At 73.5% G+C, this 16,927-nt stretch carries 14 protein-coding genes and 1 pseudogene; 11 read left to right on the top strand and 4 right to left on the bottom strand.

What is annotated here, in order from left to right:
• Positions 1-97 precede the first annotated feature (97 nt).
• From AB0C59_RS08235 to AB0C59_RS08200, 8 genes are all read left to right on the top strand, one after another.
• On the top strand, positions 98-1,174 hold the full coding sequence (locus AB0C59_RS08235; protein ID WP_363001861.1) for a nitronate monooxygenase: 1,077 nt from the start codon (positions 98-100) through the stop codon (positions 1,172-1,174).
• Positions 1,171-1,911 carry a 16S rRNA (uracil(1498)-N(3))-methyltransferase gene (locus AB0C59_RS08230; RefSeq protein WP_363001859.1) on the top strand — a complete coding sequence of 247 codons (741 nt, stop codon included), beginning with the start codon at positions 1,171-1,173 and terminating at the stop codon, positions 1,909-1,911. Before AB0C59_RS08235 ends, AB0C59_RS08230 begins: the two co-directional genes overlap by 4 nt.
• Positions 1,912-1,927: 16 nt before the next feature.
• Positions 1,928-2,320 (top strand): VOC family protein, encoded by a 393-nt coding sequence (locus tag AB0C59_RS08225; protein ID WP_363001857.1) that lies wholly within the window; start codon positions 1,928-1,930, stop codon positions 2,318-2,320.
• Positions 2,321-2,458: 138 nt separating this feature from the next.
• Positions 2,459-3,016 carry a hypothetical protein gene (locus tag AB0C59_RS08220; RefSeq protein ID WP_363001855.1) on the top strand — a complete coding sequence of 186 codons (558 nt, stop codon included), beginning with the start codon at positions 2,459-2,461 and terminating at the stop codon, positions 3,014-3,016.
• Between the two features lie 70 nt (positions 3,017-3,086).
• The gene (locus AB0C59_RS08215; RefSeq protein ID WP_363001853.1) at positions 3,087-6,302 is read left to right on the top strand and encodes a S41 family peptidase; all 3,216 of its coding nucleotides are present in this window, start codon (positions 3,087-3,089) and stop codon (positions 6,300-6,302) included.
• Positions 6,303-6,429: 127 nt separating this feature from the next.
• Entirely contained in the window at positions 6,430-6,783 is a 354-nt protein-coding gene (locus tag AB0C59_RS08210; RefSeq protein ID WP_363001851.1) for a histidine triad nucleotide-binding protein, read from the top strand.
• A 6-nt stretch (positions 6,784-6,789) separates the two neighbouring features.
• Positions 6,790-7,722 (top strand): ribonuclease Z, encoded by a 933-nt coding sequence (locus AB0C59_RS08205; RefSeq protein ID WP_363001849.1) that lies wholly within the window; start codon positions 6,790-6,792, stop codon positions 7,720-7,722.
• A gap of 63 nt (positions 7,723-7,785) precedes the next feature.
• The gene (locus AB0C59_RS08200; RefSeq protein WP_363001847.1) at positions 7,786-8,790 is read left to right on the top strand and encodes an adenosine deaminase; all 1,005 of its coding nucleotides are present in this window, start codon (positions 7,786-7,788) and stop codon (positions 8,788-8,790) included.
• A 2-nt stretch (positions 8,791-8,792) separates the two neighbouring features.
• Here the strand turns inward: AB0C59_RS08200 and AB0C59_RS08195 are convergent, their stop codons facing one another.
• Positions 8,793-10,034, bottom strand: coding sequence for an MFS transporter (locus AB0C59_RS08195; RefSeq protein WP_363001845.1), 1,242 nt, complete (start codon positions 10,032-10,034; stop codon positions 8,793-8,795).
• Positions 10,035-10,456: 422 nt separating this feature from the next.
• On the opposite strand from AB0C59_RS08195, the gene AB0C59_RS08190 reads away from it, so the two are divergent.
• The gene (locus AB0C59_RS08190) at positions 10,457-11,572 is read left to right on the top strand and encodes a PfkB family carbohydrate kinase (protein ID WP_363001843.1); all 1,116 of its coding nucleotides are present in this window, start codon (positions 10,457-10,459) and stop codon (positions 11,570-11,572) included.
• A 28-nt stretch (positions 11,573-11,600) separates the two neighbouring features.
• Here AB0C59_RS08190 and era read toward each other — a convergent pair whose 3' ends face one another.
• On the bottom strand, positions 11,601-12,560 hold the full coding sequence (gene era, locus AB0C59_RS08185) for a GTPase Era (RefSeq protein WP_363001841.1): 960 nt from the start codon (positions 12,558-12,560) through the stop codon (positions 11,601-11,603).
• 166 nt (positions 12,561-12,726) lie between these two features.
• On the opposite strand from era, the gene AB0C59_RS08180 reads away from it, so the two are divergent.
• Complete coding sequence (locus AB0C59_RS08180) at positions 12,727-14,058, top strand: ammonium transporter (protein ID WP_363001839.1); 1,332 nt, start codon at positions 12,727-12,729, stop codon at positions 14,056-14,058.
• 14 nt (positions 14,059-14,072) lie between these two features.
• Positions 14,073-14,411, top strand: coding sequence for a P-II family nitrogen regulator (locus AB0C59_RS08175; protein ID WP_363001837.1), 339 nt, complete (start codon positions 14,073-14,075; stop codon positions 14,409-14,411).
• On the opposite strand, the pseudogene AB0C59_RS08170 reads toward AB0C59_RS08175, so the two are convergent.
• Positions 14,308-15,363: pseudogene (locus AB0C59_RS08170) on the bottom strand (DUF916 domain-containing protein); the annotation flags it as partial. The gene AB0C59_RS08175 and the pseudogene AB0C59_RS08170 overlap by 104 nt on opposite strands.
• Positions 15,364-15,462: 99 nt before the next feature.
• Complete coding sequence (locus tag AB0C59_RS08165) at positions 15,463-16,782, bottom strand: beta-xylosidase (protein WP_363001835.1); 1,320 nt, start codon at positions 16,780-16,782, stop codon at positions 15,463-15,465.
• Positions 16,783-16,927: the final 145 nt, after the last annotated feature.

The following is a 16,927-nucleotide window of genomic DNA, read 5'->3' as shown; positions in this document are numbered from 1 at the left end:
GGGGGTGACCCCCGACCCGGCACTGGCGCCGGCCGGTGTCCGAAGCCGGGGGTCCGCCGGATTCGGACTTGTCCGGTGGACGTGACACGATGCGGTCATGTCCACCGCGCTTACCGGTCTGCTCGGACATCCCCTCGTGCAGGCCCCCATGGCAGGCGGCATCTCCGTGCCGCCACTGGCCGCCGCCGTGTCCGAGGCGGGCGGCCTCGGATTCCTGGCCGCCGGCTACAAGACCGCCGACGGCATGTACCAGGAGATCAAGCAGCTGCGCGGACTCACCGGCCGCCCCTTCGGCGTGAACGTGTTCATGCCGCAGCCCGAGACGGCCGACCCCGCCGCCGTCGAGGTCTTCGCGCACCAGCTCGCCGGGGAGGCGGCCTGGTACCAGACCGAGTTGGGCGACCGGGACAGCGGGCGCGACGACGGCTTCGACGCCAAGTTGGCCGTCCTGCTCGACGATCCCGTCCCCGCGGTCTCCTTCCACTTCGGGGTCCCGGCTCCCGAGGCCCTTGAGTCCCTGCGGCGCGTGGGCACCGTCACCCTCGTCACGGCGACCACCGCCGAGGAGGCGCTCGCCGTGCAGCAGGCCGGCGCCGACGCCGTGATCGCGCAGGGCGTCGAGGCGGGCGGCCACCAGGGCACCCACCGGGACGTCCAGGAGAACGACGGCTTCGGCATCGGCCTGCTGACCCTCCTCGCCCAGCTGCGGGAGACCGTGGAGATCCCCGTCGTGGCGGCGGGCGGCCTCATGCGCGGCGCCCAGATCGCCGCCGTCCTCGCGGCGGGCGCGAGCGCCGCGCAGCTCGGCACCGCCTTCCTCGCGACGCCCGAGTCCGGCGCCGCCGCCGTGCACAAGCGGGCCCTGACCGACCCGCTCTTCGTCCGCACCGGCCTGACCCGCGCCTTCTCCGGCCGCCCGGCACGCGCTCTGGTCAACCGGTTCGTGCGCGAGCACGGCCCCTACGCGCCCGCCGCGTATCCCGAGATCAACCACCTCACCTCGCCGCTGCGCAAGGCCGCAGCGCAGGCGGGTGACGCACAGGGCATGTCGTTGTTCGCCGGCCAGGGGCACCGCCTGGCCCGTGAGCTGCCCGCAGGCCGTTTGGTGCGCGTGCTGGTGGCGGAACTGGAGGCGGCGGTGACAGCGTTGTCCGGGGGAGGTGCCGGGCGATGACGGCTCCGGTGTTCATCGTGGACCGACTCGACGTGATCGGGCCGGAGTTCGTGCTCGACGGTCCCGAGGGGCGGCACGCGGTCTCCGTGAAGCGGCTGCGTCCCGGCGAGGACGTGGTGCTGACCGATGGTCAGGGGCGTTGGGCCGAGGGCGTGGTGAAGGCCGCCGAGGGCAAGGACCGGCTCGTGGTCACGGACCTGGAGTCCGTCCACGAGGAACCGGCCGCCCCGGTGCGCATCACCGTGGTCCAGGCGCTGCCCAAGGGCGACCGGGGCGAGCTCGCCGTGGAGACCATGACCGAGGTGGGCGTCGACGCGGTCGTCCCGTGGGCGGCCTCGCGGTGCATCACGCAGTGGAAGGGCGAGCGGGGGCTGAAGGCGCTCGGCAAGTGGCGGGCCACCGCACGCGAGGCGGGGAAGCAGTCCCGCCGGGTGCGCTTCCCGGACGTCGCGGACGCGGCGACGACGAAGCAGGTCGCGGCGCTCGTGGCGGAGGCCGACTTCGCCGCGGTGCTGCACGAGAGCGGCGACGAGCCGCTCGCGACCGTCGAACTCCCCACCCGGGGCGAGATCGTGCTGATCGTCGGCCCCGAAGGGGGCGTGTCCCCCGAGGAGTTGGCCGCGTTCGAGGAGGCGGGTGCGAACGCGTTCCGGCTGGGGCGTACGGTCTTGCGTACATCGACCGCCGGCACGGCGGCGGCAGCGCTGCTGCTCGGCCGCACGGGCCGCTGGTCCTGATTCACGAGGGGACGCCGTGGAACTCGCTCAGATACGGCTGCTGGTCTCGGACTTCGCGCGGTGCTACCGCTTCTACGCCGACGTCCTCGGCCTCAAGCCCCAGTCGGGGGCCGAGACGGGCCCCTACGAGAAGTTCAGCGCGGCCATGGGCTCGGCGGGCATCGCGCTCCAGGACCGGGCCATGATGGCCGGGATCCTCGGAGAACTCGGCGAGGCCGCCACCGGCCACCGCTCGCTGGTGGTGCTGCGCGTGGACGACCTGGACGCGTACTGCCGGGAGATAGCGTCCCGGGGCGCGACGCTGCTGCACGGACCGGCTCCCCTGACCGACCGCATGCGGGTGGCCCACCTCAAGGACCCCGAGGGCAACGTGGTGGAGCTGCAGGAGTGGCTTCTGCTCACCCCCTGACGTCTGCACCCGCGCGGACAGGGCCCGTTGCCCCGCGCGGTCGGCGCGTGCCGCGCGTACGCCCCAGGGTGCACGGGAGCGCCCGGATGGCCGTATGCGCCCTACCGTCGGGGGTGCGGCGGTGGCACCATGCCCTCCATGGGGGTATTGAGGCGGATTCGGCGGCCGGGTGGCCCGCGGTTCGCGGCGGTGGCCGGGCTCGTGGTGGCCGCCGTCGCCGGAGTCGTCGCGTGCCAGCCGGGTGACCTGAGTTCCGCGGCGGTGGCGTACACGACCGACCAGACCGCCACCCGGCAGCTCCAGCACCAGCATGTGACGGTGCGTTGGCTCAGCTGCACCGGTGACTACGGCGACCGGAACGCCTCCGCGGGCCGGACGCCCGCGCCCGCCGTGAGCACCATCGTCACCGTCGACTGCCAGGGGCGGACCGACGACGGCAGGGCCATCACCGTCAAGGGCCGGGTCACCCGGGCCGTCGACGGCAAGTGCGTGCGCGGGGACCTCAGGGCGACCGTGGGCGGCAGACAGGTCTTCCGCCTCAGCGGCCTCGGCGACTGCGGCTCCCGGAGCCCGGTGCCGCCCGCGTCGAACCACCCCACCGATCCGGGGCGGCCGAACCCCACCGTCACGGTCACCGTCACCAGGACGATCTGGTGCCAGGGCGACCCCACCTGCTGGCCGATCCAGGGCAAGTGACCGGTGCGGCGGGGGTGGCTATGTGGCAAAACCCCTGTCAGCGGCGGGAATCGCTGCTTAGGGTGATCCGGTGACTCAGCCCGTATCGCCGTCGCCCGCGCCCACCTACCTGAGGTTCCCGCACCCGCGTGGCGAGTTGGTCGCCTTCACCGCCGAGGACGATGTGTGGGTCGCCCCGCTGGACGGCGGCCGTGCCTGGCGGATCAGCGCCGACAACGTCCCCGTCGACCACCCGCGCATCTCCCCGGACGGGACCACCGTCGCCTGGACCTCCACCCGCGACGGCGCCCCCGAGGTGCATGTCGCCCCGATCGACGGCGGCCCCGCCAGGCGCCTGACGCACTGGGGGAGCCGGCGGACCCAGGTGCGCGGCTGGACCCCCGAGGGGGAGGTGCTCGCCCTGAGCACCACCGGTCAGGCCTCCCTGCGCCGCACCTGGGCGCGCGCCGTGCCGCTGGACGGCGGACCGGCCGCCACCCTGCCCTACGGGCCCGTCGGCGAGGTCGCCCACGGCCCGGCCACGGTGCTGCTGTCCGCCCCCATGGGCCGGGAGGCCGCCTGGTGGAAGCGCTACCGCGGCGGCACGGCGGGCAAGCTGTGGATCGACCGGGACGGCGACGGGGAGTTCGTCCGACTGCACGACGACCTGGACGGCAACATCGAGTATCCGGGGTGGGTGGGGGACCGGATCGCGTTCCTCTCGGACCACGAGGGCGTCGGCGCGCTGTACTCCTCGCTCGCCGACGGCTCGGACCTGCGCCGCCACACCCCCCTCGACGAGGGCTTCTACGCCCGGCACGCCGCCACCGACGGCACCCGGGTCGTGTACAGCCGCGCCGGTGAGCTGTGGGTCCTGGACGACCTGGCGGAAGCCGGGCCCCGGCGGCTGGGCATCCGGCTCGGCGGGCTGCGCGCCGACCTGCAGCCGTACCCCGTCCAGGCCTCCCGCTGGTTCGGGGCCGCCTCGCCCGACCACACCGGCCGCGGCAGCGCCGTGTCGGTGCGCGGCGCCGTCCACTGGGTCACCCATCGCTCGGGCCCCACCCGCGCGCTCGCCGCGGAGCAGGGCGTACGCGGCCGGCTGCCGCGCACCTTCCGCGCCGAGGGGGAGGAGTGGGTGGTGTGGGTGACGGACGCCGAGGGCGAGGACGCGCTCGAACTCGCTCCCGCCACCGGCCTGCTGCCCGGCTCCATCCCCCGGCGGCTGGCCGTGGGTCAGCTCGGACGGGTGCTCGGCCTGGCGGTGGCGCCCGACGGCGGGCGGATCGCGGTCGCCGCGCACGACGGGCGGGTGCTGCTGGTCGAGCGGGAGAGCGGCGAGGTGCGCGAGGTCGACCGCAGCGAGGACGGCGAGGCGGGCGGGCTGGTCTTCTCGCCGGACTCGGCGTGGCTGGCCTGGTCGCATCCCGGCCCGCGCCCGCTGTGCCAGCTCAAGCTGGCCAACACCACCGATCTGTCGGTGACGGAGGCGACCCCGCTGCGCTTCCGCGACTACTCGCCCGCGTTCACCCTGGACGGCAGGCATCTGGCGTTCCTCTCGGCCCGCTCCTTCGACCCCGTCTACGACGAGCACGTCTTCGACCTGGCGTTCGTGGGCGGCGCGCGGCCGTATCTGATCACCCTCGCCGCCACCACCCCCTCGCCCTTCGGCCCGCAGCGGCACGGCCGCCCCTTCGAGGCGCCCGAGAAGGACGAGACCCCGGACAGCGAGGGCGTCCCCACGACCCGGATCGACCTGGACGGACTCGCCGACCGGATCGTGCCGTTCCCGGTCGAGGCCGCGCGCTACTCAGGACTGCGCGCCGCCAAGGGCGGGGTGCTGTGGCTGCGCCACCCCGTCCAGGGTGTGCTCGGCTCCTCGCGCGCCACACCCGAGGGCCCCGAGCCCAGGAGCGAGCTGGAGCGCTACGACCTCCTCCAGCGGCGCCTGGAGCATCTCGCGGCCGACGCCGACCACTTCGCGGTCACCGGGGACGGCAAGCGGGTCCTGCTGTGGGCCGACGGCAAGCTCAGGCTGGTGCCGAGCGACCGGCGCGCCCCGAACGACGACGACGGCGACGCGCACCTCACCGTCGACCTGTCGCGGGTACGGCAGAGCGTCGACCCGGCGGCCGAGTGGCGGCAGATGTTCGAGGAGACCGGCCGCCTCATGCGGGACAACTTCTGGCGTCCCGACATGGGCGGCGTCGACTGGGACGCCGTCCTGGACCGGTACCGGCCGGTGCTCGAACGGGTCGCCACCCATGACGACCTGGTGGACCTCCTGTGGGAGGTGCAGGGCGAACTCGGCACCTCCCACGCGTATGTCACCCCGCACGGCCACGGCAGCGGCGCGGACCGCCGCCAGGGCCTGCTCGGCGCGGACATCTCCCGTCACGCGGACGGAAGCTGGCGCATCGACCGGATGCTGCCCTCGGAGACCTCCGATCCCGACGCGCGGGCGCCGCTCGGCGCGCCCGGGGTCGCCGTACGGGCCGGGGACGCGATCATCGCGGTCGGCGGGCGGGCGGTGGACCCGGTGACCGGGCCCGGGCCGCTGCTCGTCGGCACGGCCGGTACGCCCGTCGAACTGACGGTCTCCCCGGCGGGCGGCGGTGAGCCACGGCACACCGTCGTCGTCCCGATCGCGGACGAGGAACCCCTCAGGTACCACGCGTGGGTGGCCGACCGGCGGGCCCATGTGCACGAGCGGTCCGGCGGACGGCTCGGCTATCTGCACGTACCCGACATGGTGGGCTCCGGCTGGGCGCAGCTCCACCGCGATCTGCGGGTCGAGGTCGCGCGGGACGGGCTGGTCGTGGACGTCCGGGAGAACCGGGGCGGGCACACCTCCCAGCTCGTCGTGGAGAAGCTGGCACGCCGCATCGTGGGCTGGGACCTGCCGCGCGGACTGCGGCCGTTCAGCTACCCCGAGGACGCGCCGCGCGGCCCCGTCGTCGCCGTAGCCAACGAGTTCTCCGGCTCGGACGGCGACATCGTCAACGCGGCGATCAAGGCGCTCGGCATCGGGCCGGTGGTCGGCACCCGGACGTGGGGCGGGGTCGTCGGCATCGACAGCAGGTACCGCCTCGTGGACGGAACACTGGTGACGCAGCCGAAGTACGCCTTCTGGCTGGAGGGTTACGGCTGGGGTGTGGAGAACCACGGAGTCGACCCGGACGTGGAGGTCGTCCAGCGGCCCCAGGACCACGTGGCCGGGCGGGACGTCCAGCTCGACGAGGCGATCCGGCTGGCGCTGGAGGAACTGGAGAGGACACCGGCGAAGCGGGCCCCCGACCTGCCGTAGCCCCGGACGGCGGCGCCATGGCCCCGGACGCGGTGACGGCGACCGGTGACGACGACCGGTCGCGACGGCGGGAGGCGCACCGATACGATGCCGTTGTCGTGATCAGTCGGTGTGAGGAGGCACGCACATGGCGGGAGAGCCGCAGGACGACTGCCTGTTCTGCAAGATCGTCGCCGGGCAGATCCCGGCCACGCTCGTCCGGGAGACCGAGACGACGGTGGCCTTCCGGGACATCAACCCCCAGGCGCCGACCCATGTGCTGGTCATCCCCCGGGTCCACCACCCGGACATCGCCTCCCTGGCCGCCGCCGAACCGGCCGTCACCGCCGACCTGCTGAAGGAGGCCGCCGAGGTCGCCGCGCAGGAGAAGCTCGACAGCTACCGCCTCGTCTTCAACACCGGCAGCGGCGCCGGGCAGACCGTCTGGCACGCCCACGGCCACGTCCTGGGCGGCCGCGGTCTGGAATGGCCCCCCGGGTAAGTCGCCGTGTCCGTACGCGAACTGGTGGTCCTCGGCACCGCCAGCCAGGTCCCCACCCGGCACCGCAACCACAACGGCTATCTGCTGCGCTGGGACGGTCAGGGCATCCTCTTCGATCCCGGCGAGGGCACCCAGCGGCAGATGCTGCGCGCCGGGGTCGCCGCGCACGACCTGGACCGGATCTGCGTCACCCACTTCCACGGTGACCACAGCCTCGGCCTCGCCGGGGTCATCCAGCGGATCAACCTGGACCAGGTGCCGCACGAGGTCACCGCGCACTACCCGGCGTCGGGGAAGCGGTTCTTCGACCGGCTGCGGTACGCGACGGCGTACCGGGAGACCGTCGCGCTGACCGAGGTGCCCGCCGCCGCGGACGGGCCCCTCGCGGTCACCCCCGCCTACACCCTGGAGGCCCGCCGGCTGTCCCACCCCGTGGAGTCCTACGGCTACCGGATCACCGAGCCGGACGGGCGCCGCATCCTGCCCGAGCGGCTCGCGGCGCACGGCATCACGGGCCCCGACGTCGGGCGGCTCCAGCGGGAGGGCTCCCTGCACGGGGTGTCCCTGGACGAGGTCAGCGAGGTGCGGCGCGGGCAGCGGTTCGCCTTCGTCATGGACACCCGGCTGTGCGACGGCGTGGGCGCTCTCGCGGAGGGCTGCGACATGCTGGTCATCGAGTCGACGTTCCTGGACGAGGACGTCCGACTCGCCGCCGACCACGGGCATCTGACGGCCGGGCAGGCCGGCCGGGTGGCCGCCGAGGCCGGGGTGCGCCACCTGGTGCTCACCCACTTCAGCCAGCGCTACACCGACCCCGAGGGCACGCCGCGCACGCAGGCCGGGGTGGAGTTCGGGCGGCAGGCGCGGGCGGCCGGGTTCGAGGGGGAGCTGACCGTGGCGCAGGACCTGATGCGGGTGCCGCTGCCCAAGCGGCGCTGAGGCCGTCCGGCACGAGGGCCGACCCGGCACGGAATGGGGACAAAGCGCCCGTACGATGGTTCGATGGCACCTCTCCCCAAAGCCGAACTGCACCTGCACATCGAGGGCACGCTCGAGCCCGAGCTGGCCTTCGCCCTCGCCGAGCGCAACGGCGTCGACCTGCCGTACGCCGACACCGAGCGGCTGCGCGAGGCGTACGCCTTCGACGACCTCCAGTCCTTTCTGAACCTGTACTACGAACTGATGGCCGTGCTCCGTACCGAGCAGGACTTCGAGGACCTCGCCAACGCCTATCTGGAGCGCGCCGCCGCGCAGGGTGTGCGGCACGCCGAGATCTTCTTCGACCCGCAGGCCCATATCGCCCGCGGCGTCGGCATGGAGACGGTGGTCGAGGGCCTGTGGCGCGCACTCGGCCGCAGCGAGGAGAACCACGGCGTCTCCACCGGGCTGATCCTGTGCTTCCTGCGGGACGAGACCGCCGAGTCGGCGCTGCGGACGCTGGAGGCGGCGAAGCCGTATCTCGACCGGATCGTGGGTGTCGGCCTGGACTCCGCCGAGGTCGGGCATCCGCCGTCGAAGTTCCGCGAGGTCTACGAGAGGGCCGCCGCACTGGGACTGCGGCGGGTCGCGCACGCCGGGGAGGAGGGGCCGCCCGCGTACATCACCGAGGCGCTCGACGTGCTCGGCGTCGAGCGGATCGACCACGGGGTGCGGTGCATGGAGGATCCGGCGCTGGTCGAACGCCTGGTGCGGGAGCGTGTGCCGCTGACGGTGTGCCCGCTGTCGAACGTACGGCTGAGGGCCGTGCGTCGGCTGGAGGAGCATCCGCTGGCCGCGATGCTCGACGCCGGGCTGCTGTGCACCGTCAACTCCGATGACCCCGCGTACTTCGGGGGCTATGCGGGCGACAACTTCCACGCGGTGCGGGCGGCGCTGCCGCAGCTGGGGGAGGAGCAGATGCGGCAGCTCGCGCGGAACTCGTTCCTTGCGGCGTTCCTGGACGGGGACGAGGACCGGCGGGCACGGTATCTGTCCGAGGTGGACGCGTACCGGTTCGCCGGGCACTGAGGTCAGAGGTCCGCCGTGTGCTGGGGGCCCGCCGTGCCGAAGGCCTCCCGGGGGGTCGCCGGGGCCTCCAGGGGGATCTCCACCACCTGGTGCTCGGCGACCACCGTGGTCGCCGTGCCCCCGCGGCGGGCCACCGCGGTCAGCGGCAGCGTGATCGCCAGCAGGACGAGGGCCAGGATCGCGCCCATCGTGGGGAAGCCCGCCCACGCCGCGAGCAGGCTGCCCGCCAGGGGCCCCGCCGCCGTGCCGAGCGAGGAGGCCGAGCCGACCAGGACCGCCCAGCGCCCGTGCGGGTCCAGTGAGGCCGAGAGACCGAGCAGGTACGACAGCACGATCGGGTAGAGCACGTTCCAGGCGATCTCGCCGGTCGTGAAGGTGCCGAGGCCGTTCGCACCGGCGCTGAGGACGATGCAGCCGGCGATGAGCGCGGTCCCCCCGCCGATGGGCAGGGCGTTGCCGAGTCGTGCGCCGAGCGCGCTCGCGCCGACCACCCCGAGCAGTCCGGCGCCCAGCGCGACGGCGAAGACGGCACCGACGGTGACCTCGCTCAGGTGCGCCTGGCCGAGGCCGATGCGCTGGCTGACGCCCCACAGGGCGTTCTGGGCGAGGGACCAGACCAGGATGCCGCCGGCGAGGACGAAGCCCGAACGTGCGTGGGGCAGACGGCGTCCGGCGTTGCCCGTGCCGTGGTGTGTGGTGGCCGCCGCGGCGGGGGTGTCGAGCCGGGCGGTCAGCGGCCACACCAGCAGCGCGGTGAGCGCGAGCGCCGCGAGCGGCTGGCCGTGGCCGGCGCCGAGGTGAGGAATCGTCAGGTAGATCGCCGCGGCGAGCGCGGAGACCCCGAGCAGCCCCCAGGTGGAGGTGCGGTGCGGGTCGCGTTCGGCGGCGATGCCGCTCGCGGCGACCGTGGTGGCGGTGCCGGAGCCGAATCCGCCGACGACCGCCCCCGCCACGACCACCGGGATGGCGTGGCTGAGCGCGGCGGTGCCGTATCCGGCGGCGCAGAGCAGGAGTCCGGCGCGCGCGAGGCGGCGGGGGCCGACCCGGCGGACGTGGGAGGCGAGCAGGAAGCCCGCCGCGGCCGAACTCAGCAGCAGGGCGGTGCCGATGGAGCCCGCCGCGGTGGCCGACAGCGGGAGCCCGGAGTCGAGTCTGCCGACCGTGGTGGGCAGCAGGTACGCGGCCAGATACCCGACCGTGAAAAGGGCGAGGAGGGGCCAGGGAGGGGCGGGGCGCGAGGGCACGGGCGTTCCAGGGCAGACGAAAGGAGCGACTCAGGGAAGGGGGGCGCCGTCCGTCGACCGACAGGAACGCGCGGGCAATTTGTATCAAGCACGGGGTTCGAGAAAAAGCGGGGAGTGTGTGATCTGGGACACTCCTGCGTTTGGAGCTGGTCGAGGCGGGTAGCAGAGCGCTTTTTCCGGGCTCTCAGGGGTCGTTCGGGGTGCGCGTGCGCGTCGATGAAGCACCGTCCGCGCGCCCTCGCCTGCCCATGTGCGCCTGCGTGCGCCCCCGCCGGCCGTGCCCCTCCCTCCCGCCGGCCCCCGGCGCCGACCACGGCCCCGCACCCCGCGCCCGTACGGCCCACACTCCCCGAGCCATCCGCGCCGCCCCCGCGCCCGGTTGGTGCACACTGGCTGGATCCGCACCACGCCAGGGAGCCACCGTGACCGGGATCCACGGAGAGGAACACCAGCACCACCCGTCCCACACCGATCCGCTCGCCGCGCTGCGCGCACCCGGCGATCCGCCCTGGGACGTCTACCTCACGGGCACGGTCTTCCTCGACATCGTCTTCACCGGACTCGACTCGGCCCCGGTGCGCGGCACCGAGTCCTGGGCGCGCGGCATGGGGTCCAGCCCCGGCGGCGTCGCCAACATGGCCACCGCGCTGGCCCGCCTGGGCCTGAGGACCTGCCTCGCGGCGGCCTTCGGCGACGACCACTACGGCGAGTACTGCTGGGACGAGATGGAGCGGGGCGAGGGCATCGACCTCTCCACCTCGCGCCGCGTCGCCGGCTGGCACTCGCCGGTCACCGTCTCGATGGCGTACGAGGGGGAGCGGACCATGGTCTCCCACGGCCACGAGCCGCCGCCCGAGGAGCCCGGCCCGGCCTGCCCGCCCCGCGCCCGCGCCGCCGTCGCCTCACTGACCCCCGGCCGCCGCGCCCCCTGGATCGGCACGGCCGCGCGGCACGGCACCCGCGTCTTCGCCGACGTCGGCTGGGACGACACCGGCGCCTGGGATCTGGCCGGCCTCGCCGATCTCGCGCACTGCGAGGCGTTCCTGCCGAACGCGCAGGAGGCCATGCGCTACACGGGCACCGACTGCCCGCGCGCCGCCGCGCACGCGCTGACCGAGCATGTGCCGCTGGCCGTCGTCACCCTGGGCTCCGAGGGCGCGTACGCGGTGGACCGGCGCACCGGGGAGAGCGCCGGGGTGCCCGCCATCGCCGTGGAGGCGCTGGACCCCACGGGGGCGGGTGACGTCTTCGTGGCGGGCTTCGTCGCCGGCACCCTGGCCGACTGGCCGCTCGCCGACCGGCTCGCGTTCGCCGGGCTGACCGCCGCCCTGTCGGTGCAGGAGTTCGGCGGCTCGCTCTCGGCGCCCGGCTGGTCCGAGATCGCCGCCTGGTGGCGCAGGGTCCAGTCCTACGAGGACCAGGACCCCGCCGCGCTCGGCCGGTACGCGTTCCTGGAGGGGCTGGTCCCCGAGGTGCCCGCCGAGCCCTGGCCGCGGCGCAGGGCCGTGCCGACCATCGGGTTCCGCCGCTCGCCGTGAGGCGCCTTCGAACCCGGCGGCCGATGCCTCAGAAGCCCAGGCGGCGCAGCTGCTTCGGGTCCCGCTGCCAGTCCTTGGCCACCTTCACGTGCAGGTCGAGGAAGACCGGCGTCCCGAGCAGCGCCTCGATGTGCTTGCGGGACTTGATGCCGACGTCCTTGAGCCGCTTGCCCTTGGGCCCGATGATGATGCCCTTCTGGCTCGACCGCTCGATGTAGACGTTCGCGTGGATGTCCAGGAGCGGCTTGTCCGCCGGGCGGTCCTCGCGCGGCAGCATCTCCTCCACCACCACCGCGATGGAGTGCGGCAGTTCGTCGCGCACGCCCTCCAGCGCCGCCTCGCGGATCAGTTCCGCCACCATGACCTGCTCCGGCTCGTCCGTCAGGTCGCCCTCGGGGTAGAGCGCCGGGCTCTCGGGCAGCATCGGGACGAGCAGGTCGGCCAGCAGCTCCACCTGCTTGTCGCCCACCGCCGACACGGGCACGATCTCGGCCCACTCGATGCCCAGCTCCTTGCCGAGCTGGTCGATCGCGATCAGCTGCTCGGCCAGGGCCTTGGGGTCCACGAGGTCGGTCTTGGTGACGATCGCGACCTTGGGGGTCTTCTTGATCCCCGCCAGCTCCTTGGCGATGAAGCGGTCGCCCGGGCCGATCTTCTGGTCGGCGGGCAGGCAGAAGCCGATCACGTCGACCTCCGCCCAGGTCGTGCGGACCACGTCGTTGAGCCGCTCACCGAGCAGCGTGCGCGGCTTGTGCAGTCCGGGGGTGTCCACCAGGATCAGCTGCGCGTCCGGCCGGTGCACGATGCCCCGCACCGTGTGCCGCGTCGTCTGCGGACGGTTCGAGGTGATCGCCACCTTCTGCCCGACCAGAGCGTTCGTGAGGGTGGACTTGCCCGCGTTGGGGCGGCCGACGAAACAGGCGAATCCGGCCCGGTGGGCGGCCTCGGTCGGCTCGGAGGACTGGCTGCGAACGCTCATGGCGCCCATTCTCCCTGATCCACGGACTCCCGCCGTACCGTCGCGGGGCCCGTGGGGCACGGTGAGGTTCCGGAAACGTGCACGCAACACGAAACGTCACGGAAACATCCCCGTACGCGACAGGAAACGCGGGACGGTGAGGCTCGAAAGATCCCCCCACCCGAGGAGACCGCCCGTGCAGACCGCGACCACGCTCCTGGCCGCCGCCAAGGCACCCGCCCTCGACAGCGGTGACACCGCCTGGCTGCTCGCCGCCACCGCCCTCGTCCTGCTGATGACCCCGGGCCTGGCCCTCTTCTACGGCGGCATGGTCCGCGCGAAGAGCGTCCTCAACATGCTGATGATGAGCTTCGTGTCGATCGCCCTGGTGACGGTGGTGTGGCTCGCCGCGGGCTACTCGCTCGCCTTCGGGGACGACAGCGGCGCCGGCCTGATCGGCGACCTGAGCCACGTCGGTATGGCGGGGATCGGCCCGGGCAGCCTCCACGGCAGTGTGCCCACCGTCCTGTTCGCGACGTTCCAGCTCACCTTCGCGATCATCACGGCCGCCCTGATCAGCGGCGCCGTCGCGGACCGGGCGAAGTTCGGGGCGTGGCTCGTCTTCGTCCCCGTGTGGGCGCTGCTCGTGTACGTTCCCGTCACGCACTGGGTGTGGGGTCCGGGCGGCTGGATCGGCGCCCGGCTCGGCGCGCTGGACTTCGCGGGCGGCCTGCCGGTCGAGATCACCTCCGGTGCCTCCGGGCTCGCGCTGTGCCTGGTGCTGGGCCCGCGCCTGGGCTTCAAGAAGGACGCCATGCGCCCGCACAACCTGCCCATGGTCATGCTCGGGGCGGGGCTGCTGTGGTTCGGCTGGTTCGGGTTCAACGCCGGATCGGCCCTCGGCGCGAACGGGCTCGCCGCGTCCGCCTTCCTCAACACCCTCGCCGCCGGCTGCACCGGACTCCTCGGCTGGCTCTTCGTCGAGCAGCGGCGCGACGGCCACCCCACCACGCTGGGCGCGGCGTCCGGCGCGGTCGCGGGCCTGGTCGCCATCACCCCCTCCTGCGGCACGGTGTCCCTGCTCGGCGCGCTGGTGGTGGGCCTGGCCGCCGGTGTCCTGTGCTCGTACGCTGTGAGCTGGAAGTTCCGCCTGAACTACGACGACTCCCTCGACGTCGTCGGCGTCCACCTCGTCGGCGGTGTCGTCGGCACCCTGCTGATCGGTGTCTTCGCGGCCAAGGCGATGACCGGCGGGCGCGAGGGCCTGCTCTACGGCGGCGGTCTGGCCCCGCTCGGCAGGCAGGCGCTCGCCGTGGCCGTCGTGGGGGCGTACGCGTTCGCGGTGACGTACGGCATCGGCAAGCTGCTCGACAGGGTGATGGGGCTGCGCGCGAGCGAGGAGGAGGAGTACACCGGTCTCGACGCGACGGTGCACGCCGAGACGGCCTACGATCACGGGGTCGTGGGCCATGGTGCCCCGGTCGGCCACGCCGTCACTGCCCTCACCTCCCGCCCCGCCGCGCAGTAAGGTCACCCCCAGCGATGAAGCTCATCACCGCGATCGTCAAGCCGTTCCGCCTCGACAGTGTGAAGACGGCCCTCCAGGAACTCGGCGTGCACGGTCTGACCGTGACCGAGGCGAGCGGCTACGGGCGCCAGCACGGGCACACCGAGGTCTACCGGGGCGCCGAGTACCGGGTGGACCTGGTGCCCAAGGTGCGGATCGAGGTCGTGGTGGAGGACGCGGACGCCGAGGCCGTCATCGACGCGATCGTGAGGGCGGCGCAGACAGGAAAGATCGGGGACGGGAAGGTGTGGGCCGTTCCGGTGGAGACGCTGGTGCGGGTGCGGACGGGCGAGCGCGGCCCCGACGCGCTCTGACGACCAGCGCGCCCGCCACGGCGCCGGCGGCGACCGCCACGGACACCACCAGCCACGGCAGCGCGAGGAACGAGGCGCCCGCCGACTCGCGGGTGCCCTGCGCGCTCGCCGTCAGGGTGAGGTCGGCCCGGTCGAACTGCGGCGCCCCCCGCCAGGTCTCGCTGAGCCGCACGCGCTGTCCGGGCAGCAGCTGGGAGGGGACCTTGGCCAGGTCGCGGGTCAGGAGCGTACGGCCGAACAGGCCCTTCGCCCGCAGCCGCACCTTCGGGTCGACCGTGACGTTGCCCGTGTTGTGCAGCGTGTAGGCGACGGTCGCGGTGCTCTCGCCCAGGCCCGGGACCAGGGGCTGGTGATGGCTGACGCGGACGTCCTCGACGGCGAGGGCGGGAACGGTGGGCCCGCCGACCCGCAGGTAGACGCGGGCGCCGACGGCCCGCTGCACGCCGAGCGCCACGGCACCGGTCCCCTTGTCGACGCGTTCGTCCAGGGCCACCAGGGCGCCCGGGTGGTCGCCGGGCTCGGCGCCCTCGGGGACCGCGAGCGTGAACGGCACGGTGACCGAGCCGTGCGCGGGTACCGTCACCCGGCTCTTGGCGGGCTTCGCCCAGGCCCCGACCCCGCGCTGCCGCTCCGTGAGGGTCCGCACGGCGAAGCCGCCGTCGCGGGCCGTGTTGTAGGCGTCGGCCGCGTAGAGCCGGAAGGTGAGCGGCGCGCCGGTCTTGTTGGCGACGACGACCTGGTCCTTCAGGGTCGTGCCGGGATCGGCGGACAGATAGAAGTACGGGCGGGCGCCGAGCCGCGAGGCGGCCGGATACACCGACCAGCTGCCGTTGTCGGCCGCGTGGGCGGGGCCGGCGGCCCACAGGGCGAGGCACGGCAGCACCGACAGGAGACTCAGCAGGAGGGCGTACGGTGTGCGGACCTGCGGCGTGCGGACGTGCTGCTTGCGCATGGGTGCGGACCCCCGGGCTGAGGCGGACGGGCGGGCGCGGAACCCCGGTGCGTGGGTCGCCCGGCCGCCGGGTTGAGGTGCGGAACCGGTGGGGACCGGTCAGGTGAGCGTCAGCGTCAGCACGCCCGCGTACGAACCGGCGGGCGTGAAGGCCGGGACGCTCAGGGACAGGCCGGCGTCGACGGTGAACTCACCGCCGGTGAGCGTGCCGTCGGGGGTGGAGGCCAGGGTCGCCCCCGACAGTCCCACCGTGCCCGCCGAGCCCGCCTGACAGGTGCTGGGGCTGCCCGCCTTGGTGGCGCAGGAGGGCGTCCAGCTCAGCTTCCCGGCGTCGATCTTCCCGCCGGGAGCGGTGAAGTCGGTGACCTTGCCGGTCAGGGACCAGCCCGCGGGCCCACCGCGGAAGTCCTGCACCGTCACCGTCTGCAGGGCCCCCTGGGAGGTCCCGTCCTTGCCGAAGTCCACCGCCGACAGCTGGACGGAGTCCCCGGCCTGCGACATCGACAGGGTGCCCGCCTTCACGGTGGTGGTGAGCTTCTGACTGCCCGGAGGCACCGGGGTGTCGTCGACCACCGTGTACGCCGCCGGACCGGCCCCCTTGTCCGTGCTGTAGGCGGCACCCTCGTAGGCCACGACACCACTGGTCGTCTTGTCCTTGACCGTGAGCGAGCCGCTGAATCCGCCCTGGGCGTCGGCGGTGACGGTGGCGGTGTCCGCGGTCTGCGTGGAGCCGGAGCGTCCCGCGAGGGTGACGGCAGCGCCCGGAGTGAAGTTGCTGCCCTGGACGGTGACACTGTCACCGGGCTTCCCGGAGGCCGAACCGAGCGTGATGGCGCGGTTGTTGACCGGGGTGTTGTCCCCCGCCGTGACCGTCTCGGAGACGGGTGCGGGCGGGTTGGTGACCGTGCAGGGGGTGTCCAGTTCGAGGATGTAGCTGGTGTGGATGTTGTAGTCGCCCGGCGAGAGCGTGATGGCGCCGGGGGCGGTGACGGTGAACGTGCCCGTCATGCTGAACGAGGGGAAGGGCGCCTTCCCCGCGACCGGGTCGTTCTTCTTGGGCCCGGTGACGGTGACGCTTCCGCTCTGGGCGCCGCCCAGGGTGACCTTGCCGGAAGGCGTCATGATGTCGGCGGGCAGGGCGATGTCGGTCGGGTTGCTGGCGGCGGGCGAGACGACCGTGTACGTCACGGTGACCGTGTCGCCGACCTTGGGAGTGGCCTTGTCCACCGCGATCTTCGCGGTGGTCGTGCCGTCGATCGGAGGGATGCCCGCGACCGCGGGCGGGATGCAGTGGGTGGGGAAGCTCACCTGCTGTGATGCCGCGTCGGCCGGAGCGGCCAGCGCACCGCCCCCGGCGACCGCCAGGGCGGTCACCGCGAGCACCGAGGCCCAGCGGTGTCTTCGGGTTCCCGAGGCCATGAATGCCCCCTTGTGTGGAGTTGGGCGCAGCGGCTCTTCTGCGCCGACAGGGGGCCATTGACGTGGGGGCCGTGTGAGAAGTCAATGGCGATGCCGCAATTGGACTGACGGGCCGTCAGTTTCCGTGCGGGTGTCCACTCCGGCG

Source organism: Streptomyces sp. NPDC048664 (assembly GCF_040650555.1).
Classification (GTDB): domain Bacteria; phylum Actinomycetota; class Actinomycetes; order Streptomycetales; family Streptomycetaceae; genus Streptomyces.
The sequence above is the reverse complement of the archived record's forward strand: the minus strand, read 5'-3'. Positions and strand labels throughout refer to the sequence as shown.